This window comes from Psychromonas sp. MB-3u-54 (genome assembly GCF_002836415.1).
Classification (GTDB): Bacteria; Pseudomonadota; Gammaproteobacteria; order Enterobacterales; family Psychromonadaceae; genus Psychromonas.
Map to the genome: position 1 here is coordinate 51,962 of NZ_PJBP01000183.1, position 26,763 is coordinate 78,724.

Below are 26,763 nucleotides of genomic sequence, written 5' to 3' on the forward strand. Positions count from 1 at the left end.
TGACGCGGGATCAGTGATTCAGGGCTGTCTATAGGCGAGTTAGGCGGTTTAATTTTAACTATCCGGTTATGACTTAGATTGTTTTAGTATTTCCTTTGTAATGACCGATAGAAAGATAATATCCCCTCCCACAGTTGAGCAAGGAATTCGAATGCAGTCTAAAAATTTACTTATTATGGCGATTTTATCTTGTATCGCATTTTCAATTATAAGCTCGGGTTTACTGTCCACTTTATTTGATCTCGGTGCTTTTGTATTACTTGGCTATATTTTATTCACTCAAAAAAAGGGCGCTAAAGAGCGTGCCGAAAAGTAGCGCCTGTTTGTTTTGAAAAATATTCAAAGCATTGCGTTTTACATTATTAACTGAATATAAGCCAGTGAGCCCGTTGCGGTTATTATCCACAGAAGAACCCCTAAAACCATGGGTTTAGCTCCTGCCGATTTGATTTTATTAAAGCTGATCGCAGCACCGATTAAAAATAAACTCAGCACCAGAAAACGTTTAGAAACTGAAAAAAAAATTTCATAGAGAGAGGAAAATTGCGGTAAATAATAAGCGACCAGTATCGACAGGCAGTAGAATAAAATAAAGCTTGGAATTGTGATTTTCTTATTATCTCCTTTAAAAAGCAGGGCGCTAATAAAGGCAACGGGAATGATCCATAAGGCGCGTGCCAGTTTTAGCGTGGTCGCGATTAACAATGACTGATCACCATAGGCCGAAGCCGCGCCAACAACCGACGATGTATCATGGATTGCGATTGCACACCAAACCCCAAAGGCATGTTGCGTCATACTCAGTAAATGGCCGATAAAGGGAAATAAAAATAATGCCACTGAATTAAGCAGAAAAACCGTGGCCAGTGCAATGGAGGTTTGATCCTTGCTCGCATTAATGGCCGGCGCGACCGCTGCAATGGCACTACCGCCACAAATTGCCGTACCCGATGAAATTAAATACCCGGTTTTTGAATTGATTCCTAAGCGTTTAGTCAGCAGCCAGCCAATGATCAAAGTACTCAGCAGTGACAATACAATCAGGCCAAAAGCCTCTTTGCTGGCGGTAATGGCCTGGTCTAAATTAATCCCAAATCCTAACCCGATGATTGAATAGGCTAATAGTTTTTTGGTTAATAAGTTCATATTTATCTGTTTAGGGACTAATCCAAGCATCGCCAGCGTAAAGCCGAGAAGTAATGCAATGGGGGACGAAATCAGCGGTGATAAACATAAAATGGCGGCAGCAATAAAAATCAGATTCTGTTTTTTCCATTTTTCATTATTTAATAACTTTTCCATGTGCGCTTCCAGTATTAAAATCTAATCGGTTATAAATAAATGTCTGAGTTCAGTGTATTAGAGCAATGTTATCAGTTTTATCAATGAGCTTCGAGCTTCGAGCTTCGATCTTTCGAGCTTCGAGTTTTCGAGCTGAGAGTTTCGAGCTGAGAGCTGAGAGCTGAGAGCTGAGAGCTGAGAGCTGAGAGTTTCGAGCTTCGAGCTGACAGCTTTCCCACTTTCCCAGCTTTCCTCGATTATTTTCACCGTTATTCAGCCTTGAAAATTATTTAGTATCGGGTGATTGTGTAGGGGCTGATACCTGTGTATATTGTTCACCTGCCAACCTTCAACAGATTGATTTAAAAAATGAAGCAATTTTAATGTCTAAGCAGCATAAAAACGCAACCACCACTAAAGAGATGCGTGTTTTTATATTTGAATCGGATTTGTCCACGGCAAAATTATCCCGCCTTTTGAATGTTTCTGAAGCGACGGTACGTAAATGGCGTAAACGTCAGAATTGTGCCGATCTTCCTCATACTCCCAAGCAATTAAATACAACCCTAACAGTCGCTCAGGAATATGTTGTTGTCCAACTGCGCATCCGTTTGCTGTTGTCACTGGATCAGTTACTGAGCGTGTGTAAAGAATTTATCAACGACAATACATCTCGTGCCGGATTACAACGCTGCTTAAAAAGACATGGTGTATCGCGCCTTGCAGACATGGAACCCACACCTAATGATTTAGTGCATGTGGTTGTCGATATTGAAGAAAATCAATCTAATATGGTGTTCAGTTCAAAGATATCTCCGCAGGCTATGACCGATGTACTCAATCAACTGCGGGAAAAAGAGTTAACCATTGATAATTTAAACAGCCCGCTCACGGATCATGCGCTTAATGCACAGTCAACCAGTCTTAACTGTCTGGATGTGGTGCAGGTGAATGTCACTACCTTGCCCGAATTTGTCAATCAAACTGAAAATTATCGCCTTCTGGTGGCCAATGATCCAAGCGGTAGCTGGGTTTATGTTGACCTCTATTGCGATCAGGAAATAAACGCGGCCCGACGATATATGAAACATGTGTTAACTAAAGGGCCGTTTCACATTCGCCGCGTACTGGCGGCTAATTACAATGAATTTTTAAGTCATTTTCGGTTGTTAGATGACAACACGAAAAAATAAATAGGTCACTGCGCAATAACAGAACCCGTTTTCTATGTGCAGAAAAGTGACAGATAATAACAATGACTAACGCAACAGCGGAGTAATAAAATGTCTACAGAGCAAACCCAGAACAACGACGATATGGCCGAAGAAGAGCAGTTAAGTTCACGGATGCAGGAATGTCCTATCGCGATTGTTGGTATGTCTTCGGTTTTTGCCGAGAGCAAAAATCTTGACCAATTTTGGGATAACATTGTTGAGTCAGTGAACGGCATTAGGGATATACCCGAAGATCGTTGGGCGATTGATGATTATTACTCTGCCGATAAAAAAGCGGCGGATAAAACCTACTGCAAACGCGGCGGTTTTTTACCTGAAGTTGATTTTGATCCGATGGAATTTGGTTTGCCGCCGAATTTGTTAGAACTGACCGATATTACTCAGTTGATGTCTTTAGTGGTTGCGCGCGATGTACTGGCCGATGCCGGCATCTCCGATGAAAACAGTTATGATCGTGATAAAATTGGTATCACTCTTGGAGTTGGCGGGGGCCAGAAACATATCTCGCCCTTAACATCCCGTCTGCAGGGACCGGTGTTGAATAAGGTATTAAAAGCATCGGGTGTCGATGCTGCCGACCGTAATATGATCATTGAAAAATTCAAAAAAGCCTATATTCCCTGGGAAGAAAATTCCTTTCCGGGCATGTTGGGTAATGTTATTGCCGGACGTATCGCCAACCGTTTCGATTTTGGCGGCACTAACTGTGTGGTTGATGCTGCCTGTGCAAGCTCCTTAGCGGCGATTAAAATGGCGGTCTCGGATCTGCTTGAGTATCGCTCGGAGATGATGATCACCGGCGGGGTCTGTTGTGATAACTCCCCCTTTATGTATATGTCATTCTCAAAAACCCCCGCTTTTACCGATGGGCAAAATATTCGTCCCTTTGATGATCAGTCCAACGGCATGATGATCGGTGAAGGGGTGGGCATGATAGCGCTGAAACGGCTAGCCGATGCCGAGCGCGATGGCGATAAAATCTATTCCGTTATTAAAGGCATCGGCAGTTCATCCGATGGCCGTTATAAATCTATTTATGCGCCGAGTCCTGCCGGACAAGTAAAAGCGCTTAAACGTGGCTATGCTGATGCCGGTTTTGATCCCTTAACCTGCGGTTTGATTGAAGCGCATGGTACCGGCACAAAGGCCGGAGATGCCGCCGAGTTTGCGGGTTTAAACGCGCTCTTTAGTGAAAACAACACACAAAAACAACATATCGCCTTAGGATCGGTTAAATCACAAATTGGCCATACCAAAGCCGCAGCCGGTACTGCAGGGATAATTAAAGCGTCTTTAGCGCTTTACCATAAAGTGCTGCCGGCAACTATCAATGTGGAGCAGCCTAATAAAAACTTGGATATTGAGAACAGCCCGCTGTATATCAATAGTGAAACCCGGCCCTGGATGCCGCGTGCCGATGCGATTAAGCGTCGTGCCGGGATCAGTTCCTTTGGTTTTGGTGGTACTAATTTCCATATTGTCCTGGAAGAATATCAAAGCAAACAAAGCGGCCAATACCGTTTAAATGAAGTGCCGCAAACTATTGTTATCAGCGCAGCCGATAAGGCCACTTTAAAACAAAGTTTAACCACCTGGAAGACGAAACTTGCGGTTAATGAGGATTTACAGGCCTATGCATTTAATGCTTTAGTGGTTGAAAATCCATTATCAACACCCGAGCACGAGCTCGCACGTTGTGGTTTTGTGGCTAAAAATGCGCAACAAGCAGTGCAATTAATTGAACAGATAATAAAAGAATTTAACCTGAATGACGCAATCGCGTGGTCTAAACCGACGGGCATCTATTACCGTGAAAGCGGGCTTAAAACACCGGGGAAAGTGGTTGCACTGTTCTCGGGGCAAGGTTCTCAATATGTTAATATGGGCCGTGATTTAAGCTGTAACTTCCCGTCAATGTTAGACACTAATGCATTGATGGATACCCAGTTTAGTGATAACGGTTTGCAGCAGTTGTCAGCCGTTACTTATCCGATCCCTGCCTTTACGGCTGAAAAACGTGTGGCACAGGAAGAAAACTTACGTTTAACCCAGCACGCTCAGCCTGCAATTGGCGCTTTTAGCGCGGGATTATATAAAACCTTCCAGCAGGCCGGCTTTAAAGCTGATTTCACTGCCGGTCATAGTTTCGGTGAATTAACCGCTTTATGGGCCGCGGGTGTCTTATCCGAGCATGATTATATGTTACTGGCCCGCAGCCGTGGTCAGGCAATGGCTGCGCCCGATGATGTAAATTTTGATGCCGGTACTATGATCGCCGTAATAGGTGATCCGGCTCAAGTCGCGCTGGAGATCAAACCGTTTGCTGGTCTTTCAATTGCCAATTATAACGCTAATAATCAAGTGGTTGTCGCGGGTCCAAGCAGCGAGATAGATGTTGCTTTTGCGCAGCTTAAAGACAAAGGTTATAAAGTGATCCAGCTGCCTGTTTCTGCGGCTTTTCATACGGAATTGGTAGGACATGCACAAAAGCCTTTTGCCAATGCTATCAACGCCGTTGAATTTAAATCGCCGGTCATTCCGGTCTTTTCCAATGGCAGTGCAAACGCGCATTCAACGGATGCCGAGGTGATCAAAGCCAGCCTGAAAAAACATATTTTACAACCTGTTCATTTTAATGATGAAATTGATAATTTATATGCCGCTGGTGGACGTATCTTTATTGAATTTGGTCCTAAAAATGGTTTAACAGGGTTAGTTGATAATATTCTGCAGGATAAATCCGATGTGACTACTATTGCAGTCAATGCCAACCCTAAAAAGTCAGCTGATTTGCAGCTGCGTTTAGCCGCCGTTGAAATGGCCGTATTAGGGGTGCAGTTGAATAATATTGACCCTTATAACGCGCTACAACGTCCAACAACGCCGCCTAAAAAATCACCTCTGGCAATGAAATTATCCGGTGCTGCTTATGTCAGTGACAAAACTAAAAAAGCCTTTACGGATGCCTTAAGTGACGGTCAAAAAATCAACTCTCCACAAGCCAACACTGAGCAAGCTAAGGTCATTGAAAAACAGGTGATCGTTGAGAAAGAGGTGATCGTTGAAAAAATTGTGGAAAAGATTGTGGAAAAGATTGTCTACCTCAATCCCGACGGGACACCCTTTGATCCTCAAGCTGTCAATATGGCCAGCGTCAGTAGGCAGCCGGACAATAGCGCCGCGTTAGTTGCCTCTATTGAACAAAGTGTCGGCCAGGTTGTGCAGCATCAGGCACAACTCTTAAGTGTGCATGAAGAATATCTGCAGGGTCCAAAAGAGTACGCAAAAACCTTCCAGTCAGTTTTAGCTTCTCACGCGGGTGCGGCGCAATTGCCTGAAAGTTTGGATAAAACATTAACTATGTACCATGACTTCCAGTCTGAAACATTACGGGTTCACGAAACCTATTTAAATCATCAGACCGAGAATATGCAGCGAATGTTAACGGCAACGCCGATGGCTGAAGGGTCTGCTATGACTGACTCTGCTGCCGTTCAAAAAAATAGTGTCGCGACTGTTAAAGCTGTACCTCCAGTCCAGCAGCACGTTGCTGCTGCGCCGGTGCAAGAGATTAAAACTCCGGTTGCTGCTGCGCCTGTGGCCTCGGAGCCTGTTCAACAGAATAAAACTGAGCCTGTGCAAACAGCCGCCATTGATGTACATGAAATTCAAAATGTGATGCTTGCCGTGGTTGCCGATAAAACCGGTTATCCCGTTGAAATGCTCGAACTTGGCATGGACATGGAAGCGGATTTAGGCATAGATTCCATTAAACGGGTCGAGATTTTAGGCGCGGTGCAGGATCAAGTCAGCTCCCTGCCGGAATTAAATCCGGAAGCGCTGGCCGAGCTGCGCACTTTAGGTGAAATAGTTGACTATATGCAGTCGCAGGCGCCGGTTACTGCGCTTAATAATATTGCATCACTTGACAATAATGTCCCTGAAATTGATTTATCCGCTATTCGGACTGTGATGCTGGATGTGGTTGCCGATAAAACCGGTTATCCCGTTGAAATGCTCGAACTTGGCATGGACATGGAAGCGGATTTAGGCATAGATTCCATTAAACGGGTCGAGATTTTAGGCGCGGTGCAGGATCAAGTCAGCTCCCTGCCGGAATTAAATCCGGAAGCGCTCGCCGAGCTGCGCACTTTGGGTGAAATAGTTGACTATATGCAGTCGCAGGCGCCGGTTACTGCGCTTAATAATAATGTTCCTGAAATTGATTTATCCGCTATTCGGACTGTGATGCTGGATGTGGTTGCCGATAAAACCGGATATCCCGTTGAAATGCTCGAACTTGGCATGGACATGGAGTCGGATTTAGGCATAGATTCCATTAAACGGGTAGAGATTTTAGGGGCAGTGCAGGATCAGATAAGCGACTTGCCGGAATTAAATCCGGAAGCGCTGGCCGAGCTGCGCACTTTGGGGGAAATAGTTGACTACATGCAGTCGCAGGCACCGGTTACTCCGCTTAATAATATTGCATCACTTGACAATAATGTTCCTGAAATTGATTTATTCGCTATTCGGACTGTGATGCTGGATGTGGTTGCCGATAAAACCGGATATCCCGTTGAAATGCTCGAACTTGGCATGGACATGGAGTCGGATTTAGGCATAGATTCCATTAAACGGGTAGAAATTTTAGGGGCGGTGCAGGATCAGATAAGCGACTTGCCGGAATTAAATCCGGAAGCGCTGGCCGAGCTGCGCACTTTGGGGGAAATAGTTGACTACATGCAGTCGCAGGCACCGGCGGCTTCTGCTGCCGATACACAGGACAGCCAATCTGCACCCTTAAGCACTAGTATGACAGGTACTAGTCTGGTGAATATTCAATCTATTATGCTTGCCGTGGTTGCCGATAAAACCGGTTATCCCGCTGAAATGCTCGAACTTGGCATGGACATGGAAGCGGATTTAGGCATAGATTCCATTAAACGGGTAGAAATTTTAGGCGCGGTGCAGGATGAGGTCAGCGACTTGCCGGAATTAAATCCGGAAGCCTTAGCCGAACTGCGCACTTTGGGCGAAATTGTTGACTATATGCAGTCGCAGGCAGCTTGTTTAACAACGGATAGTCACCAAGCAGAGAGAAATGCAACACCGTTAAAAACACAGAACAGCCAATCTGCACCCTTAACACCTAGTCTGACAGGTACTAGTCTGGTGGATATTCAATCTATTATGCTTGCCGTGGTTGCCGATAAAACCGGTTATCCCGTTGAAATGCTCGAACTTGGCATGGACATGGAGTCAGATTTAGGCATAGATTCCATTAAACGAGTGGAAATTTTAGGCGCGGTGCAGGATGAGGTCAGCGACTTGCCGGAATTAAATCCGGAAGCGCTAGCCGAGCTGCGCACTTTAGGTGAAATAGTCACTTATATGCAGTCCCAAGCACCTGTTCCCGTTACCCCGCCTCTGAATAATGTCGTGCCTATCGTCCCGGAGCAAGCCGTTGATTTAACCCAGATCGAAACGGTCATGCTGGAAGTGGTGGCCGATAAAACCGGATATCCCGTTGAAATGCTTGAACTTGGCATGGACATGGAAGCGGATTTAGGCATAGATTCGATTAAACGAGTGGAAATTTTAGGCGCGGTACAGGATCAGATAAGCTCGCTGCCGGAATTAAATCCGGAAGCCTTAGCCGAGCTGCGCACTTTAGGCTGTATTGTTGACTATATGAGCAATCTTGCGGAGCAGAGTCAAGCTGATGCCATAAAGCCCGCAACAGAGATACAAAAGCCTGCTGAAGCCGTTGATTCAGTTGAATCGATGGCAAGTTTTGAGCCCGCACCCAGTGCCACCGTGGTGATTAAGCACCTTAATGCAATTGAAACCATGGCTATGAATGTCAACGGTGAAAATCTTTTATTAGTGGATGACGGTCAAGGTTGTGCTGTTCACTTAGCGGATAAATTAAGCCGCCTGGGTTGGTCCGTTACTGTTATCAAACCAAGCTGGATAAACGCCGATAGCGATAAAACATTTTCCGATAAAGTTAATGTTTTTGCATTAAATGCGGTTGATGAGCAGGAACTCAGCACGATTTTAGACACTCAGTCTGTTTGGACAAGTATCATTTATCTGCATCCTAAAACCACTATTACTGCTATTGAATATCCGCAGGCAAGCAAACAGGGGTTAATGCTCGCATTTTTGTTAGCTAAACTGTCAGGTTTAGCAGCGCCGCAAAACAATATTGAAACCCGATCATCATTTATGGTCTTAACCCGTCAGGGTGGCGCTTTCGGGGTGGATAGTAACGAACTTGAATCCGATCTGGTGCAGACGGGACTTGCCGGGCTGGTTAAAACGCTCTCCCATGAATGGCCTGCGGTATTTTGTCGTGCCGTTGATCTGGCCAGTAAATTTTCCGCCGATAAAGTCGCTAATATTATTGTTGATGAGTTAAACGATAAAAATGTTAAACCCGTAGAAGTGGGTTTTAACCGCAATGGCCGTTTAACCCTGGCGGCTGAAAAAACAGACAGTTACACTTTGCAGGCCGGCAGCAGTATCGATCAAAATTCGGTATTTCTCGTTAGTGGCGGTGCCCGGGGGGTGACCGCTGAGTGTGTTATCCGTTTGGCAAAACAGTATCAATCCAAGTTTATTCTTCTGGGGCGTTCGAATTATAAAAGCTGTCAACCAGACTGGGCAAGCGGGATTAATGATCAGGCACAACTTAAAAAGGCTGCCATGCAGGCATTGCAGGCAAAAGGTGAAAAACCCACACCCGCGTCCATTTCAGCATTAGTGTTCGAAGTACTCGCCAATCGTGAAATAAAACAAACCTTGGCGTTAATAGATGCGGCGGGTGGTATTGGCGAATATATTTGTGCGGATGTGACCGATTCAAATGCTGTCTTGAATGCGCTAACACCGATCACCGAACTCTGGGGGAAGGTGAGCGGGATTATTCATGGTGCGGGTGTGCTCGCCGATAAATTTATCGAGCAAAAAACAGTCGCCGAATTTGAAGCGGTTTATAACACTAAAATAGAAGGCCTGTTATCCCTGTTAGCCTGTTGCCAGCAGGACAAACTTAAGCAGCTGGTTTTATTCTCCTCGGCGGCCGGTTTTTACGGTAATCCGGGGCAGTCTGATTATGCCATTGCCAACGATATTTTAAATAAAACGGCTTATCGTTTTAAAGCCCTGCATCCGGCAGCCCAGGTACTGAGCTTTAACTGGGGACCCTGGGATGGCGGCATGGTGACAGCTGAACTGAAAAAGATGTTTGACGATCGCGGGGTGTATATTATTCCTTTAGCGGCCGGGGCTGAGTTATTACTAAATGAACTTGCCGCCGACAGCAATCGTTGTCCGCAAATTCTGGTGGGTAACGACATGGAAGGGCAATCATCCGAGGCTGAAGCATTAGAGAATAAAGTATCGAAGGATACAAGCATAAAAAAGCCATTAGTTAGTCGCTTGGCAAAAAGATTTTTAGCGGCTAACAATCCTTTTTTGGCTGATCATAAGATAGGTAAAAATCAGGTACTGCCAACTGTCTGTGCCATTGCCTGGATGGTGGACGCCGTGGCTGTCAGCTATTCGAATTTTGTGTATCAGGGGCTGGAAAATTATCAATTGTTTAAAGGTATTGTCTTTGATGGCACGCAGGCAAACGATTATTTTATTGATCTGAATTGCCTGGAAAAACCGTCGGGCGATTTAGCCGTAGAGGTTAAAATATCCAGTATCAATGCCAATGACAGCCTGAGTTTTCATTATGGCGCCACTTTATTATTGGCCAAAGAACATCAAGCCAAGCCGCTGTACGTTACTGAACTGCCTGATTTAGTTATAAGTAAACAGGCCAATGCCGATGCACTTTATCAGGATGGCACCTTATTTCACGGCAGCAGTTTGCAGGGGATACAATCCCTGCTGGAATGCGGTGCTCAGGGATTATTGTTAAGTTGCTTAATTCCTGAATCCGTAAAAAGCGAACAGGGTGAATTTGATCTGCAAGTAACTAATATTTTCGCTAATGATTTAGTCTATCAGGCGTTATTGATTTGGGCGCGTAAAGAGTTAGGCTTGGGCAGTTTACCGGGCAGCACATTCGCCTGGACTGTCTATACTGAAGTTAAGGTTAATCAGGCCTTTTATTTAAAGCTTTCGGTGTCTCAGCAGCAGGCAAATAAAGTGGTTGCCGATATTCTGCTGATCGACAAAGATAAACGGATTCTGGCGGAAATATCGGGTGCTGAAGTTACCTGCAGTGCCAGTTTAAACAAATTATTTAAACTGGCCGTTGAAGTTAATGCCTGATAACAGAGGGCTTGATAGCCTTAACAACCAGCTTGCTATTATCGGCATAGATGCGCAGTTTGAAGGTCTGCCTGATATCGATTATGTTGAGTCAGCTTTATACAAAGGTGAAGTGTACAAAGGTGATACGCATAAAGCTTGCCTGCATCGGGTTGATGGTCAAGATCTTGATCCGCTTTTAGAACAAAGTGATTATTCAACTTTATGCAAAGATTCAGCCGCCCGTGTTGTCGCAGCGAATAAGCTCAGTGCACAACAGGTGGCGGTTATTATTGTTAGCGATGCCGGTGAGCCTTTTGCCGCAGTTGAGCAGGAGTATTTTAGCTGCAGTACAGTTAATAACCTCGGTGCGGCGCTGATCCGCAGTGAAAAGTTGATTGTCGAATTTAATGTCGCGGTTTTAATTATTGCCGCGAAATCGAATGCTGATCCTAATATAAAACAGGATCAAGCCAGTATCAGTTTTAATGATGATTTTAGTGGTTACGCGCAGCATAATGGGGTGGTCAGTATATTATTATCGGCGGCTGATTTTGCCGCGGCTCACGGCTGTTACCGTTATGCAACGCTGCACAGCGCGGCCTGCAGTGCTGATACTCTTAACACTGAAGGTGAAATGCGCGCGACTATCGAGCGCTCTCTGCGCGCCGCAAAGGTGAGCACTGGAATGATCGATAGTGTCGAAGTGTCAGCGCTTTCTGATCCTGCGCTTTGCATATTAGAGACGAAGGCATTATTAAGCGCCTACAGCCACGGGCAAAAATTAAGCACCGCCATCAGCTGCAGCAAAAGTGTGCTCGGGGAAAATAAATCCTTATCGCAGTTGCTGGGGTTATTAAACAGTGTTTTTGTGCTTCAGCAGCGTTATCGTGCCGGGATTAAAGACTGGACTAAGCCTGTATTTGAAAAACTTCAAGCCTGGTCTGAATCGCCTTTTTATGTTTTTAATCAGGCGACCCCGGCCTTTCCTGATCCCGATCGCAGCCCCCGGTATGTCGCTTACAGCTGTTTATCAAAAAATGATTATGCGCATATTATTTTGCAGGAAAATAACGACAAATTAGTGCACAGCAACGGTTTTAATGCCTGTGCAGATTCGACCTTATTTGTGCTGGCAGGCAACAATCAAGCCGAGCTGACAGGGCAGTTACAGCGCTTATCGGAAAATCTTTCGAGGGCCAACTTTAAAGCTTTAGCCAAACAATGTTTTAAGGAATTTTCCGAGCAGCCCAATAAAGACTTTAAAATGGTGCTGTTAGCCGAGTCGCACGAGCAGTTAATGAAAGAAATAACCCTGGCATTAACCGGTATTAAGCATGCTTTTACCAATAACAGCCATTGGAAAACCCCTAAAGGCAGCTATTTTAGTGCAACCCCGCTGGCCAGCAAAAAAAATGTCGCCTTTTTATATCCCGGCATCGGTGCCACTTATGTGGGATTAGGGCGAGATCTGTTTCACCTCTTTCCTGAAATCTATTCAAGTATTGTGGCCTTAGCCGATGATATAGGCGCCTCTCTAAAAGAGCGCTTAATCTACCCGCGTTCCCTGACCCGTCTGGATTTCAGTGAACTGAAAAAGTTGGATCTCAGCCTGCGCAGCACGCTGGCTGAGATAGCTGAATGTGGTGTCGGTTTTGCCTGTGTTTTCAGTGAAATATTTGCGCAGGTTTTTAATATTAAAGCTGATTTTGCTGCAGGTTACAGCATGGGCGAAATCAGTATGTATGCCGGATTAGGATGCTGGCGGTCACCCGGTTTAATGAGTGCGCGCTTAGCGAGTTCCAATACTTTTAATCACCGTTTGTCGGGCGAGTTACGTGCGCTGCGCGAAAGGTGGAATCTGCCCGATGTCGCTGATGGTACCCTTGAGCGAATCTGGGAAACCTACAGCATCAGGGGTTCTTTTGTTGAGGTGAACAAGGCCATTAAAAAGGGTGAACGGGTTTATGTTACCCTGATAAATACGCCGGACAGTTTAACCATAGGTGGTTATCCACAGGATTGTTTACGGGTAATTAAGCGCTTAGGGGCGCGTGCCGTGCCGCTTAATATAGGTAATGCGATTCACAGCGAAGCGGCCTATTCGGAATATCAAGCGATCCAGGATCTTTACACTATGGAGGTCAGCGAGCGGATTAACACCAAAATGTATTCCAGCTCCTGTTATCTGCCTATTCCGCAGCACCCTAAAGCGATTGCGGTCAGTATCGCTAAGTGTCTCTGTGAGCCGGTTGATTTTCCGCGCCTGATTAACACCTTATCTAATCAGGGGGCTGAGGTGTTTATTGAAATGGGCGCCGGATCGTCATTATCCGGCTGGACCAATAAGATTTTAAAAATGGGTGCAGTAGCCGACAAAACCACAGCTAATTTTTTAACCGTGCCGGTTAATGCCAAAGGTTGCGATGATCAACTCAGTTACGCACGTGCAGCGGCAAAGCTTGTCAGTGCGGGTGTCGATATTAATTTAAGCAGCTTTTTCTACGGATCGATCATTCAACCCGTGGGCCTGTGCAGCGGCAAAGCTTGTCAGTGCGGGTGTCGATATTAATTTAAGCCGCTTTCTTACGCAATCCGTGTGCACGTTTAGCGGCAAAGCTTGTTAGTGCGGGTGTTGATATTAATTTAAGCCGCTTTTTTACGGTTCGATTTTACGGTTCAAATATCCAACCCGTGTTGGCAGTTAAATAAAGAGATAATTTATGGAAGATATTGCAGTCGTTGGCATAGCCAATCTATTTCCCGGTTCGAACACACCAGAGACCTTCTGGCAGCAGTTATTAAAAAAACAGGATAACCGCAGCCCGATAACCGCGCTTGAGCTGGGCGTTGAGCCGCAAAAATATTACGGCAGAAAAGGTGATACGGACAAATTTTACTGTATGTATGGCGGTTATATCCGTGACTTTGAATTTGATTCCGGACCGTTTGTCTCCGAAAGTTTGAATAACACCTACCTTAATCAGTTAGACGACCTGCACAAATGGGGCTTATATGTAACTCAACAGGCGTTAAGCGATGCGGGTTATTGGGGAAGTGAAAAATTACAGAACTGCGGTTTGATTTTAGGGAATTTATCTTTTCCGACTAAAACATCTAACCACCTTTTTTTACCACTTTATGCGCATGTGGTTGAACATGCATTACAGCAGTTAACCTCAAGCCATTTTCAGTTAAGCAATTTCAGCACTAAACAGACGGTTAATTCCGATAACGCCCTGATTGCAGGTTTCCCTTCGGCATTATTGTCTCAAGCCGCGGGGCTTGGCGGGAGTGTATTTTCCCTGGACGCCGCCTGCGCATCCTCCTGTTACAGTGTTAAATTAGCCTGTGATTACCTGCACACGGGCAAAGCCGATATGATGCTGGCGGGCGCGGTGTCGAGCGCCGATCCGCTGTTTGTGAATATGGGTTTTTCGATTTTCCAGGCCTTTCCTGAGGATAATAACCACGCACCTCTGGATAAAAACTCTCAGGGGTTATTCGCCGCTGAAGGTGCCGGCATGATGGTATTAAAGCGCCACGCTGATGCTCTGCGTGATGGTGATAAAATTCACGCTCTTATTAAGGGCGGCGCCCTGTCTAATGACGGTAAAGGTGAGTTTGTATTAAGTCCGAACAGCAAAGGGCAGGTTCTTGCCTATCAGCGCGCTTATCAGAATGCGCAGGTTAATCCCGCTGACGTGGATTATATTGAATGCCACGCCACGGGTACTCCAAAAGGGGATAAAGTCGAATTAAGCTCCATGGAAACCTTCTTTAGCCAATACCACAATAAACCCTTATTGGGCTCGGCTAAATCCAACCTCGGTCACCTGTTAACGGCGGCGGGCATGCCGGGCATGACTAAAGCCATTTGGGCTTTAAATGAAGGAAAAATTCCGGCGACCATCGATTTAAAAGAGCCCATGAGCTCTAAAAACGGCTACTTTGGTGCTGCGCAGATGCCTGTCGATACGGTTAACTGGCCCGCCTGCGAAAATAAACCCCGCAGCGCAGGAGTCAGTGTTTTTGGCTTTGGCGGCAGTAATGCCCATCTGGTATTACAGCCGGGTAATACGGCTTATGCGCCAAGCAGCGTTGCGCTTAAACCCCGCGAACCCTTAGCCATTGTCGGCATGGACTGCCACTTTGGCAGTGCCAGCAGCCTTTTAGAATTTGATACCTTATTAAGCACCGGGCAGACCACTTTTCGGGCACTGCCGCCCAAGCGCTGGAAAGGCATGGAAAACAGCCAAGGCATTAAACAGACTTTATTATTGAATAAAGTCCCCAAGGGCGGCTACATAGAAAACTTTGACATTGATTTTCTGCGTTTTAAAGTGCCGCCCAATGAGCAGGACTGCCTTATTCCGCAACAGTTATTAATGATGAAAGTGGCCGATAATGCCGCGAATGATGCGCAGTTAAGCACGGGCAGCAATGTCGCGGTTTTAGTTGCTATGGGGGTTGAATTAGATCTGCATCAGTATCGCGGCCGGGTCAATTTAAGCACTCAAATTGAGCAAAGTTTAAAAGAGCAGGGCATTGAATTATCAGTCGATCAGCGCTTGACCCTTACCGATATTGCCAAAGAGGGCATCGCCTCGGCGGCGCAGTTAAATCAATATACCAGTTTTATCGGTAATATTATGGCATCGCGGGTGGCCGCTTTATGGGATTTCTCCGGCCCTGCCTTTACGGTTTCCAGTGAAGAAAATTCTGTTTATCGTTGTCTGGAACTGGCTGAAAACCTCTTTCAAACCTCCGACGTTGAAGCGGTGCTGATTGCCAGCGTTGATTTAGCGGGCTCACTGGAAAATATCAGTTTACGGCAGCGTTATGGTGCGGTTTCTGAAAACGCCACAAACAGACCCAACCTACTAAGTTCACAACAGTGGTTAGTCGGCGAGGGGGCGGGCGCATTTGTGGTTAAACCGAATTCAAAGGCCGCTGCCAATGCGGTTTACGCAAAAGTCGACGGATTAAGTTTTGCACCGGGCAGTGATGCGCAGGCGATTGAAAAAGCCGCGCTACAAGCGAGCCAAATAGCGAATGTAAGCTGCGCGCAGATAAAGCATATAGAAGCCTTTGCCAGCGGTTTCAGCGGTGATAATCAGGCGGAAGAAACCGCCTTTAACAAACTCTATCCTGCACTTGAAATCGGCAGTGTTAAAACTCAGGTAGGGCACTTATTTAATGCATCGGGCATGGCAAGTATCATCAAAACGGCTTTACTGCTCGATAAACAAAAAGCAGGCGTTAATACGGCTATTAATGGGTTAGGCAAAGACTTTTGCTGTGCGCATCTTATTCTATCGGCAACGGATTCAGCCCGTCAATCTGTGCCGTTATCCGCGCCAACAAACCGCCCGCAATTAATAAAAACCATTACGCTGGGCGGGGATGATATTCAGCAGACTATTCTGAAACAGGGTGATAATCCGCTCTTTGCAGATATCAAAAAACAGGTCTCAAATAAAGTATTAGCACCTGTTAAAGATCCTATCCCGCTTAAGTTCTTACAAATAAATCGTGCACCGACTTTTCAGGGCAGTCCGCAAGGCAATAAAACCGTGACGGACAAACCAGCAACCATTCAAACAGCGACGTCGATAAGTCGCGCCGGGGTAAACGTGGCCAGTAAAACCAGTAAAGATATTTTCCAGCAAACAAAAACGCATTTGGCATTTATTCGTTCACGGCACGCAGCTGAGCAGCAGATAGCCCAATTAATCAAACTGCAGGTGCAGTTAACCTCGGCTAACCCTGTTTCGGCTGCACTTGATAAAACAGCCGAAACAGCAGCACCGGAAATTAAAGCGGCTGAAATTAAAGCTGAAAAGCTGCAAAGCACCTCGCCTGGCGGCCTGCAAATCAAGGGCGCGAGCGGTTATGCCTATCCGCCACTGCAGTTGATCGAGCGTTATAACCAACCGCAAAAAATTATTTATGACAGTGCCGCGCTAGTGGAGTTTGCTGAAGGCAATATCGCTAACGTCTTTGGCCGTGATTATGCCGTTATCGACAGCTATCCGCGGAGGGTGCGTCTGCCCACCACGGATTATCTGCTGGTCACTCGGGTAACTGATTTAAAGGCCGGCATCAATGAATATAAAAAATCCTATATGGCAACGGAATATGATATTCCAACGGATGCGCCTTTTTTAATCGATGGTCAGATCCCATGGTCGGTGTCCGTTGAATCGGGTCAGTGTGATTTAATGCTGATTTCTTATATCGGCATTGATTTCCAAAATAAAGGCGAACGTGTTTACCGTCTGCTTGACTGTGAATTAACCTTTTTAGAGGAGATGGCCTTTGGCGGTGAAACATTACGTTATGAAATTTATATCGATTCCTATGCTAAAAATGGCGAGCAGTTATTGTTTTTCTTCCATTACGACTGTTTTGTCGGGGATAAAAAAGTATTAATTATGCGTAACGGTTGTGCCGGTTTCTTTACCGATGAGGAATTAGCCGACGGTAAAGGCGTGATCCACAACGATCAGGATAAAGCGCAATTTACAAAAGCTGAAAAATCTTATTTCCAGCCGTTAATTAATAATCAGCGCAGCCAATATGGTGTTGAGGAGATGCTCAAACTGGTTGACGGTGATATTAGCGGTTGTTTCGGCCCTGAATATGATCAGCATGGCCGCAATCCGTCGTTGAAATTCTCATCAAAAAAATTCCTGATGATCGAAAGAATCACTAAGATTGATCCGCAGGGCGGTCACTGGGGATTAGGATTACTTGAAGGGCAGAAAGATCTCGAACCCGATCACTGGTATTTCCCTTGTCATTTTAAAGGTGATCAGGTGATGGCAGGCTCTTTAATGTCCGAAGGTTGCGGACAAATGGCGATGTTCCTGATGCTTTGGCTGGGCATGAACAGCAATGTTAATAATGCCCGTTTCCAACCCATGCCGGGTGAGGCGCAGACCGTGCGTTGCCGCGGTCAGGTATTGCCGCAGTCAAATACGCTGACTTACCGAATGGAAGTCACCACAATGGGGATGTTCCCGCGTCCGTTTATTAAAGCGAATATAGATATTATTCTTGACGGCAAAGTCGTCGTTGATTTTAAAAACTTGTCCGTTGAAATAAAAGAGCAGGATGACAACTCCCCCTGTCCCGTGACCCTGCCGGAAAATGTTGTACAAATTCCCGGTGCGCCCTTAAGCCCTTCGGCGATTCGAGCGACGCGCGATCCGGTCAGTGTTTCCGTTGATTTGGCGCTCAGCCGTTTAGAAAATCATTTAGCGGAAATGGACGCGGCAGCCGTTAAAAGTATCAGCAGTGAACTGGTTGCCGACGAGCGTGGCATCTACCCCTTTAAACATCCCGAGCGTCCGTTGATGCGTGTAGAATCAGATTTTACAGCTTACCGGGAAAAAGGGGTGATCCCGATTAAACACTTTGCGGCGCCACAGGTTCGCGGACAAAATCGAGTGCCGGATCAAACGCCCTTTACCCCCTGGCATCTGTTTGAATTTGCGACGGGTGATATCAGCAAATGTTTTGGCCCTGATTTTGATGTCTATCGAGGGCGCATTCCACCGCGCACTCCCTGCGGTGATTTACAGGTTGTAACGAAGGTGACCGAGGTTAAAGGCAAACGTCTGGATCTTAAAAATCCGGCCAGCTGTACTGCGCAATATTATGTGCCAGCAGACGCCTGGTATTTTACCAAAAATAGCCATTCAAGCTGGATGCCCTATGCACTGCTGATGGAAATAGCCCTGCAGCCCAACGGTTTTCTTTCGGGTTATATGGGCACTACGCTTAAATATCCGCAAAAAGAGCTCTACTTCCGTAACCTTGACGGTAAAGGCACGCTATTAAAACAAATCGATTTGCGCGGTAAAACCATCGTTAATAAATCGGTGTTACTGAGCACCAGCACAGCCGGCGGTGCAATTATTCAAAGTTTCACTTTTGAGCTGCTGGTCGATGAACAAGTATTCTACACAGGTAACGCTGTTTTTGGTTACTTCAGTGGCGAATCCCTCACCAATCAGCTGGGCATTGATAACGGCAAAATCACTCACGCCTGGTTTGTGGATCATAATACCGCCCCAGAGTGCATTGAGCGTTTTGAGCTTCGTAATAAAAAATCGCCATTATTCAGTGCCCCGGCGGGCAAACCCTATTACCGTCTGGCGGGCGGAGACATGAACTTTGTGGACAGCGTCTCTATTGTAGAAGGGGGCGGCAAAGCCGACTTAGCCTACATTTATGGCGAACGGACTATCGATGAAAGTGACTGGTTCTTCCGTTACCACTTTCATCAGGATCCGGTTATGCCCGGCTCCTTGGGCGTTGAAGCAATTATCGAACTGCTGCAGGCCTATGCATTAAAAAATGATTTAGGAGCAGGGTTTAACAATCCCCGTTTTATCACTCCAAGCAGCGAAGTTATCTGGAAATACCGCGGGCAAATTACCCCGCTTAATAAACAGATGAGCCTGGATGTGCATCTGACTAATATCATTCGCAATGAGCATGAAGTGCGTTTAGTCGGGGATGCGAATTTGTCCAAAGATGGTCTGCGTATCTATGAAGTGAAGAATATCGTTTTAAGCATTGTTGAAGCCTAACCATTATTCCGGCGAGGGGTTTGCCGGAATTCTAAAAGGTTTTACATCACTTTACATTACAAGCACCAAACGCAGGTCAATCCTGCTTCGTTTAAGGTACCAATATGTCAGCTTTAGGTTTTAATACAGACAATCAAATTAACTGGGCATGGAAAGTCAGTCCGGCCAACATCAACAGTGATCCGCAGGTCATTAAGCATTGTTTAATGGATCTCCACAAACCCGTCTACCTTGCACAACAGGCTGAAGGTTTAGGGGTAAGTCAGGAGATTAGCAGCGATGGTAGTGAAGCCGTACTCGCCTTTGCCCAGGCGCTTAAACCGGAAGATCTTGGCGATTCGGCCTTTAAAAAGAGCTACGGTGTAAAATATGCCTATCACGGCGGGGCGATGGCCAATGGAATATCTTCGGTAGCATTAGTCACGGCCCTCGGCAAAGCGGGCTTTTTATGCTCCTTTGGTGCGGCGGGTTTAGTGCCCGATGTGCTTGAAAAGGCCATTAAAGCGATTCAAAGCGCCTTACCGAACGGCCCCTTTGCGGTCAATCTGATTCATGCTCCCAGCGAAGAAGCATTAGAGCGCGGTGCCGTTGAACGTTTTCTAAAACTGGGTGTTAAAGTGGTCGAAGCATCGGCCTATTTAGCCTTAACCGAGCATATTGTGTACTACCGTTTAGCCGGTTTATCGGAAAATGCCGATGGCAGCGTTAATATCGGCAATAAAGTGATTGCCAAGGTATCGCGCACCGAAGTCGGACGACGTTTTATGGAGCCGGCACCTAAAAAGCTGGTGGAGAAATTACTTGCGCAGGGAAAAATCACCTCTTTGCAGGCAGCGCTTTCAGAGCGTGTGCCGATGGCCGACGACATCACCGCTGAAGCTGATTCCGGCGGACATACGGATAACCGTCCGTTTTTAACCTTGTTACCTTCTATTATCGCCCTGCGCGATGAAATTCAGGAAAAATACAATTTTTCACCTGCTCTGCGGATTGGCGCAGGCGGCGGAATAGGTACCCCGCAGGCAACCCTGGCGGCGTTTAATATGGGCGCGGCCTACATTGTTGTCGGCAGTGTTAATCAGGCCTGCATTGAAGCTGGTGCCTCGGAGCATACGCGCAAATTATTAGCCAATGTTGAGATGGCCGATGTGACCATGGCACCCGCCGCTGATATGTTTGAAATGGGGGTTAAATTACAAGTAGTTAAACGCGGCTCGATGTTTGCGATGCGCGCCAATAAACTCTATGACTTGTATATGGCTTATCCGTCAATCGAAGCGATTCCCGCCCTTGAGCGTGAGAAAATTGAAAAACAGATTTTTCGGAAAAACTTAGATGCAGTATGGGCAGATACGATCGCTTTTTTCCATGAGCGCGATCCCGCTATGCTTGAGCGTGCGCAAAGTAGCCCTAAACGTAAAATGGCGCTGATTTTTCGCTGGTATTTAGGACTTTCATCGCGTTGGTCGAACGAGGGGGAAGCAGGCCGGGAAATGGATTACCAAATATGGGCAGGTCCGAGTTTGGGCGCTTTTAACAGTTGGGTGAAGGGCAGTTACTTAGAGGATTACAAACAGCGTAAAGCGGTTGATGTGGCGCTGCACCTATTAAAAGGTGGCGCCTATTTACAGCGTATTAATCAGCTTAAACTGCAGGGCGTTACATTAGCGCAAAGTTTGTCGGGTTATTACCCGAGCTAAAAAAGAGCTCTGCGGTGTGCTGATTTATTGGTACAAGGTGATCTAAAAAGGCATACATAAATTTATTGTTAGCCTCAAGTTGTTTAACGGCTTGGGGCTTTTTTATGGGAGTTCGTAAGCCTTCGCTTGTGAGTTTTCGGTGTTACTTTCATTGTTGGTATTCCGCCCTGACGGCGAGTTACTTTGATAGATACCACGATCTACGTGGTCAGGAAATTGCCTTGTCGCTACGGATTGTTTGTAAGCCTTCGCTTGTGAGCGCTTGGTTTAACTTTATTTGTTGGTGGCTTCGCCCTGACGGCGACCTTACTTTTTCTAAATGCCGAAAAAAAGTAGGCAAAAAGCGTCACCCCTAGCCATTTTTTTATCTTGCACTGCCCAACCGCTTTTTAACGCACCAGTTCGGACAGCACATCCATGTGCAGAGCCAAGCCTAATGAATCAACAAGGGCACGCAGAGCTTAGCCCGCTCATAAAACTGAACTGGCGTTCAAATCGCTCCATGATTTCCTTTGCTAAAGTGATTGGCCATCACAAGAAAAACGTACGGAAATTGCCTAGTCGTTACGGATTGTTTGTAAGCCTTCGCTTGTGAGTTTTCGGTGTTACTTTCATTGTTGGTATTCCGCCCTTACGGCGAGTTACTTTGATAGATACCACGATCTACGTGTTCAGGAAATTGCCTTGTCGCTACGGATTGTTTGTAAGCCTTCGCTTGTGAGCGCTTGGTTTAACTTGATTTGTTGGTGGCTTCGCCCTGACGGCGACCTTACTTTTTCTAAATGCCGAAAAAAAGTAGGCAAAAAGCGTCACCCCTAGCCATTTTTTTATCTTGCACTGCCCAACCACTTTTTAACGCACTAGTTCGGACAGCACATCCATGTGCAGAGCCAAGCCTAGTGAATCAACAAGGGTACGCAGAGCTTAGCCCGCTCATAAAACTGAACTGGCGTTCAAATCGCTCCATGATTTCCTTTGCTAAAGCGCTTGTTCATTGCAAGAAAAATGGAAGGGGAATCTCGTAGCCGCATTGGTTTGGTTTATTTATCAAAAGGTTTGGGTGTCGCATCTTTTATTTTACAAACAGTCGTATAGTACCATCTTAGAGATTTTTCCAGTGATAGGTATCACCCTGCAGGTTATATTTTAGGGTAGCTAAATTTAGTTTATAAATTAATCGCTTAGGATCTATTTTGGAAATGGGATAGGTTGCATGTTAACACCTATCCCAAAGTGAAAGTTCAGTAAATTTTTACTTAAAACATTGATTTATTGATGTTAAATAGATATTGTTGTGATTATTTGATGTGAGATAGGTATCGCGGCTTTTCGTGCATAGTGATGCTTATAAGCTGTTATATTTTTTTCATAGTTATTCGCATATTAATAAGGATTTATAAAATGGGACAGCACGAAAATATATTCAAAACAATGGAAGATGATTTACATAATGCAAACGATCTTGATGATGCGACTAAGAAAAAGATTTTTGAAAATATTTTGAGTCTTAAAACTCAAGAGTTGAACATTATGATCACTGGTGCTACAGGTTGCGGTAAGAGTTCAACTATTAATGCTTTGTTTAATACAGATGTAGCTAAAGTGGGAGTTGGTGTTGACCCTGAAACAATGGATATTACAAAATATGAATTGAATAGTTTAGTTTTATGGGATAGCCCCGGACTAGGCGATGGAAAGCAAAAAGATAATCAGCATGCGAAAAATATTATCAATAAATTAAATGAATTGGATGGAAAGGGAAATAGTTTAATTGATCTTGTGTTAGTGATACTTGATGGTAGCACGAGAGATTTAGGTACTTCTTATGAGCTTATTAATAACGTCATAATTCCAAGTTTAGGTGAAGATGCTAGTAAAAGAATTTTAGTGGCAATTAATCAGGCTGATGTTGCCATGAAAGGTAGGAATAATTGGGATTTTGAAGAAAATAAACCCACAGAAAAATTAGAAAAATTTTTATGTGACAAAGTTGTATCAGTGAAAAATAGAGTTCATGAAGCCACTGGAGTAAAAGTTGAGCCTGTTTTTTATGCTGCTGGTTATAAAGAAGAAGGGGAAAATCAACGACCTTATAATCTATCAAAATTATTATACTTTATTGTCAAGCACACCCCAAATCGAAAGCGTGTATTGTTCGCTAATGACAATGTTTCAAATGATGATGAGATGTGGAAAGATAACGATGATATCAAAGAATATAATAATGAAATTAAAGAGTCAGTTTGGGAGTCTGTAAAAGAACATGCAAGTGAAGGCGCTGAAATTGGAGCAGACATAGGCACTATATTTGGTAAAACAGGCGAAGCTGTTGGGAAAGTTGTTGGTGGAGCTATTGGTGGTGCTATAGCACTAGGAAAAAAAATATTCAGCGGGATCTTTGGTTAATGTATAAAAGCTATAGGGTTAACGATATTGAAATAGTGTTAAGCACCATTGGTGCTCGTCCTTTAGATGTAATGGTAACAGGTGTAACAGGTGCAGGAAAATCGACAACATTAAATAGTTTTTTTCAAAAAACAATTTCATCTGTGGGCTCTGGTGTTGACCCTGAAACAATGATTATTAGTAGCCATTCATTAAATGATTCTTTTAGGCTTTGGGATACTCCTGGTCTAGGGGATGGAGTGGCTAGAGATGAATCACATTCAAAAAATATTACAGATCTCCTATATAAGTCATATAGCTCAGATGAAGGGTCACATGGTTTCATAGATTTGGTACTTATAATTATTGAAGGCTCAAATAGGGATATGGGAACTACTTATCGTTTATTAAACGAAATTGTTGTGCCTAACTTTCAAAAAGAGAGAATTCTTGTTGCGATCAATCAAGCTGATATGGCGATGAAGGGAAGGCATTGGAATTATTCTCTTAATAAACCTGAAACTAAATTAAAAGAGTTTTTAGAGGCTCAATCAACGTCAATAAAGAGCAGAGTTAAAGAAGCAACTGGTGTAGATATCATAAAACCAATTTACTATTCAGCAGAGTATAACTACAACATCGATAAGTTATTTGACCTGATAATTAATAATATGCCGCAAAGTAAACGAGCACTAAAAATCTAACAAGTAGACTATTCGAGTGTGGTGCTTGGAGTCCTTTGTCGTGTTCATTCTTGTTATCGGTCTAATCAATCGAACTACGACAAGGAAAGCTTAAGTTGCTGCTTAAGCCTGGGTCTCACATTACCCTAACTTGGTTTAAATATTAATTAATTTATGGGTTTATTATTCATACAAGTTAATCAACAAGGACAAAATACGGCTGGCTATCTCGCTTCGCTCGTATTTTGGCCCGCCAAATTTTGCCTGTTATTAAGGCGTTAAATGTATAGCCAAATATAAGGAGTTAAAATGGGATTTTGGGATGTTGCAGAAAAAGTCGCGAAAGGTGTTGGAAATGCTGGAAAGAAGGCAGTTGTTCAGGCACAGGAGCGACAGTATCAGCAAAATAAAAACGCAGTCATCGGAGGAAAGGCAATTTCCCAGTGGGAAGGTGGCTGGCAGTCTATTGGTATTTTGTCTAATGCAAATTTATCCCCATACAATAAATCAGTAGGTCTATATCGTGCTAGATTAAACGGTCGAGTCGTTTATATCGGCAGAGCTGTTGAATTTTCCAATGGTGGTTTTAGAAAACGTTTAAGTGATTATCGGAGAGGAAGTGATAGCTCGAGAAAGCATGGTTCTGGTCAAAAGATGAACGCGCATAACGAACAATTGCATATAGATATTTTGGTTACTGGCGATGATGCAACAGCCGCAGAATTAGCGAAAAAGCTGGAAATCTTACTAGTTGGCAAGTACAAACCAGAGTGGAATAAACAGTTAGTGTAAACGTTTAGCAAGGCGCTGCATCGGAATAACCATTAGCGGTGTTTTACATTGGCAGGCGATGGGGTCATGGCAGGCGATGGGGTCATCAGGCGATGGGGTCAGGTCTTTCATTTTGCATTGTTGATCACAGGCGATGGGGTCAGGTCTTTCATTTTGCATTGTTGATTATTTACTCTAGAATTATTGTATTCTCTAAAAATCAAATAGGAGCATGCATGAGTCGGCCTTTACGTTTGGAGTTTTCGGGAGCGCTTTATCATGTTACATCGCGTGGTAATGGCAGAAAAGAAATTTACTTTGAAGAAAGTGATTTTGAGTTATTTATCGATCTATTAAGTACAGTTTGCGGTGCTGCTGGGGTCATGCTGCTGGGGTCAGGTCTTTCATTTTGCATTGTTGATTATTTACTCTAGAATTATTGTATTCTCCAAAAATTAAATAGGAGCATACATGAGTCGGCCTTTACGTTTGGAGTTTTCGGGAGCGCTTTATCATGTTACATCGCGTGGTAATGGCAGAAAAGAAATTTACTTTGAAGAAAGTGATTTTGAGTTATTTATCGATCTATTAAGTACAGTTTGTACTCATTATAATTGGGTTATTCATGCATATTGCTTAATGAATAATCATTACCATTTGTTAATAGAGACACCAGACGGAAATCTAAGTAAAGGCATGCGTCAATTAAACGGTGTTTTTACCCAATCAATGAACAGAAAGCATCATCGAGTTGGCCATCTTTTTCAGGGTAGATATAAATCTATTTTAGTTGATAAAAATGCTTATTTACTTGAGCTCTGCCGATATATTGTATTAAATCCGATCAGAGCCAAGATGGTTAACTCACCCGCTGAGTGGTTGTGGAGTAGTTGGCATTGCATGGTGGGAACACAATCTTCACCGGACTGGCTGGCAACGGATGCTTTGTTAAAATATTTCGATAAAAAGCGTACAGTAGCAATTTCTGATTATATCCATTTTGTTGAAGAAGGTATTAATAAAACAATCTGGGATGATTTACAGCACCAAATATTTTTAGGTGATGATGAGTTTGTTGAAAAGCATCAATTAATGCAGGAACAACTTGAAGGTGATCTATCAGAAATACCTTTTAAGCAACGAAGCGTGACGCCATTAAGTTTAAAAGACTATGAGTTACATTCTACTACACGTAATGAGGCTATTGTTAAAGCCTATCAATCAAGCGGTTATACAATGAAAGAAATTGGAAATTATTTTAAAATACATTATTCAGTAGTCAGTCGCATTATAGCTGTGAATAAAAAAGAAAATAATGCAAAATGAAAGACCTGACCCTCATGACCCGCTTTTCAGTAGTCAGTCGCATTATAGCTGTGAATAAAAAAGAAAATAATGCAAAATGAAAGACCTGACCCTCATGACCCGTAAAGCGGTTATACAACAGGAGTTTCTATATGCATTTAGAGTTTTATGCACAAGAAGTCTATTATGCTGATGCACTTGATGGAGACATTATTAATGTTTCATTTCAAGAGTACCCTGATCCTGAAATTGATTACAGTAAGAAAAACTTTGAGCTTCCACCATCTGTCAAAGGTATTTTCTTTTCTGTAAATTATGAATTTCCACCTTCCCAAATTCATGTCGATTGGTGTGATGGTGAAGAAGAGGACGGCGGTGAATTAATAAAAAATATTGAATTGACTCGAACATCGCTAAAAATGGTTTTAAAAAATAATTATAGTTTTAATGTAAGCTTTGAAACTGACGATATTACTTTCCAAAATATAAAATCGTTTTTAATTAAATAACTACCATATAAGTCGTA

Annotated in this window: 14 protein-coding genes; 12 read left to right on the forward strand and 2 right to left on the reverse strand. The window is 44.2% G+C overall.

Annotated features, from left to right (window positions below):
* Nucleotides 1-151: 151 nt before the first annotated feature.
* Nucleotides 152-316 carry a hypothetical protein gene (locus tag CXF72_RS19465; protein WP_157823294.1) on the forward strand — a complete coding sequence of 55 codons (165 nt, stop codon included), beginning with the start codon at nucleotides 152-154 and terminating at the stop codon, nucleotides 314-316.
* Between the two features lie 38 nt (nucleotides 317-354).
* Here CXF72_RS19465 and CXF72_RS18250 read toward each other — a convergent pair whose 3' ends face one another.
* Nucleotides 355-1,302 (reverse strand): YeiH family protein, encoded by a 948-nt coding sequence (locus CXF72_RS18250; protein WP_101041214.1) that lies wholly within the window; start codon nucleotides 1,300-1,302, stop codon nucleotides 355-357.
* 362 nt (nucleotides 1,303-1,664) lie between these two features.
* On the opposite strand from CXF72_RS18250, the gene CXF72_RS18255 reads away from it, so the two are divergent.
* The 8 genes from CXF72_RS18255 (at nucleotide 1,665) to CXF72_RS18290 (ending at nucleotide 24,953) form a co-directional block, all read left to right on the forward strand.
* Complete coding sequence (locus CXF72_RS18255; protein WP_101041215.1) at nucleotides 1,665-2,474, forward strand: transcriptional regulator; 810 nt, start codon at nucleotides 1,665-1,667, stop codon at nucleotides 2,472-2,474.
* A 90-nt stretch (nucleotides 2,475-2,564) separates the two neighbouring features.
* The gene (locus CXF72_RS18260) at nucleotides 2,565-10,811 is read left to right on the forward strand and encodes a type I polyketide synthase (RefSeq protein WP_101041216.1); all 8,247 of its coding nucleotides are present in this window, start codon (nucleotides 2,565-2,567) and stop codon (nucleotides 10,809-10,811) included.
* Complete coding sequence (locus CXF72_RS18265) at nucleotides 10,804-13,362, forward strand: PfaB family protein (RefSeq protein ID WP_101041217.1); 2,559 nt, start codon at nucleotides 10,804-10,806, stop codon at nucleotides 13,360-13,362. The genes CXF72_RS18260 and CXF72_RS18265 overlap by 8 nt, the downstream gene beginning before the upstream one ends.
* A gap of 151 nt (nucleotides 13,363-13,513) precedes the next feature.
* Nucleotides 13,514-19,393, forward strand: coding sequence for a hotdog fold thioesterase (locus CXF72_RS18270; RefSeq protein WP_101041218.1), 5,880 nt, complete (start codon nucleotides 13,514-13,516; stop codon nucleotides 19,391-19,393).
* Between the two features lie 104 nt (nucleotides 19,394-19,497).
* On the forward strand, nucleotides 19,498-21,093 hold the full coding sequence (locus tag CXF72_RS18275; protein ID WP_101041219.1) for a PfaD family polyunsaturated fatty acid/polyketide biosynthesis protein: 1,596 nt from the start codon (nucleotides 19,498-19,500) through the stop codon (nucleotides 21,091-21,093).
* A gap of 1,401 nt (nucleotides 21,094-22,494) precedes the next feature.
* Nucleotides 22,495-23,499 carry a GTPase gene (locus CXF72_RS18280; protein ID WP_101041220.1) on the forward strand — a complete coding sequence of 335 codons (1,005 nt, stop codon included), beginning with the start codon at nucleotides 22,495-22,497 and terminating at the stop codon, nucleotides 23,497-23,499.
* Nucleotides 23,499-24,182, forward strand: coding sequence for a GTPase family protein (locus tag CXF72_RS18285; protein ID WP_101041221.1), 684 nt, complete (start codon nucleotides 23,499-23,501; stop codon nucleotides 24,180-24,182). The genes CXF72_RS18280 and CXF72_RS18285 overlap by 1 nt, the downstream gene beginning before the upstream one ends.
* 288 nt (nucleotides 24,183-24,470) lie before the next feature.
* Complete coding sequence (locus tag CXF72_RS18290) at nucleotides 24,471-24,953, forward strand: GIY-YIG nuclease family protein (RefSeq protein WP_101041222.1); 483 nt, start codon at nucleotides 24,471-24,473, stop codon at nucleotides 24,951-24,953.
* On the opposite strand, the gene CXF72_RS19470 is transcribed toward CXF72_RS18290, so the two are convergent.
* Nucleotides 24,945-25,112, reverse strand: a complete 168-nt coding sequence (locus CXF72_RS19470; protein ID WP_157823295.1) for a hypothetical protein — start codon at nucleotides 25,110-25,112, stop codon at nucleotides 24,945-24,947. The two genes, CXF72_RS18290 and CXF72_RS19470, sit on opposite strands and share 9 nt — an antisense overlap.
* 56 nt (nucleotides 25,113-25,168) lie before the next feature.
* Here CXF72_RS19470 and CXF72_RS18295 point away from each other — a divergent pair, with 56 nt between their 5' ends.
* From CXF72_RS18295 to CXF72_RS18305, 3 genes are all read left to right on the forward strand, one after another.
* A complete protein-coding gene (locus CXF72_RS18295; protein WP_198552668.1) occupies nucleotides 25,169-25,366 on the forward strand; it encodes a hypothetical protein in 198 nt (65 codons plus the stop codon).
* 37 nt (nucleotides 25,367-25,403) lie between these two features.
* A complete protein-coding gene (locus tag CXF72_RS18300) occupies nucleotides 25,404-26,258 on the forward strand; it encodes an REP-associated tyrosine transposase (RefSeq protein ID WP_101041223.1) in 855 nt (284 codons plus the stop codon).
* 131 nt (nucleotides 26,259-26,389) lie between these two features.
* The gene (locus CXF72_RS18305) at nucleotides 26,390-26,746 is read left to right on the forward strand and encodes a hypothetical protein (protein WP_101041224.1); all 357 of its coding nucleotides are present in this window, start codon (nucleotides 26,390-26,392) and stop codon (nucleotides 26,744-26,746) included.
* Nucleotides 26,747-26,763: the final 17 nt, after the last annotated feature.

What these genes read in the sequence shown, in the direction of transcription:
- CXF72_RS18265 (WP_101041217.1), top strand. Translation starts at nt 10,804, where the DNA reads ATGCCTGATAACAGAGGGCTTGATAGCCTTAACAACCAGCTTGCTATT.
- CXF72_RS18285 (WP_101041221.1), top strand. Translation starts at nt 23,499, where the DNA reads ATGTATAAAAGCTATAGGGTTAACGATATTGAAATAGTGTTAAGCACC.
- CXF72_RS19470 (WP_157823295.1), bottom strand. Translation starts at nt 25,112, where the DNA reads ATGCAAAATGAAAGACCTGACCCCATCGCCTGTGATCAACAATGCAAA.
- CXF72_RS18250 (WP_101041214.1), bottom strand. Translation starts at nt 1,302, where the DNA reads ATGGAAAAGTTATTAAATAATGAAAAATGGAAAAAACAGAATCTGATT.
- CXF72_RS18280 (WP_101041220.1), top strand. Translation starts at nt 22,495, where the DNA reads ATGGGACAGCACGAAAATATATTCAAAACAATGGAAGATGATTTACAT.
- CXF72_RS18290 (WP_101041222.1), top strand. Translation starts at nt 24,471, where the DNA reads ATGGGATTTTGGGATGTTGCAGAAAAAGTCGCGAAAGGTGTTGGAAAT.
- CXF72_RS18260 (WP_101041216.1), top strand. Translation starts at nt 2,565, where the DNA reads ATGTCTACAGAGCAAACCCAGAACAACGACGATATGGCCGAAGAAGAG.
- CXF72_RS19465 (WP_157823294.1), top strand. Translation starts at nt 152, where the DNA reads ATGCAGTCTAAAAATTTACTTATTATGGCGATTTTATCTTGTATCGCA.
- CXF72_RS18300 (WP_101041223.1), top strand. Translation starts at nt 25,404, where the DNA reads ATGAGTCGGCCTTTACGTTTGGAGTTTTCGGGAGCGCTTTATCATGTT.
- CXF72_RS18270 (WP_101041218.1), top strand. Translation starts at nt 13,514, where the DNA reads ATGGAAGATATTGCAGTCGTTGGCATAGCCAATCTATTTCCCGGTTCG.
- CXF72_RS18295 (WP_198552668.1), top strand. Translation starts at nt 25,169, where the DNA reads ATGAGTCGGCCTTTACGTTTGGAGTTTTCGGGAGCGCTTTATCATGTT.
- CXF72_RS18305 (WP_101041224.1), top strand. Translation starts at nt 26,390, where the DNA reads ATGCATTTAGAGTTTTATGCACAAGAAGTCTATTATGCTGATGCACTT.
- CXF72_RS18255 (WP_101041215.1), top strand. Translation starts at nt 1,665, where the DNA reads ATGTCTAAGCAGCATAAAAACGCAACCACCACTAAAGAGATGCGTGTT.
- CXF72_RS18275 (WP_101041219.1), top strand. Translation starts at nt 19,498, where the DNA reads ATGTCAGCTTTAGGTTTTAATACAGACAATCAAATTAACTGGGCATGG.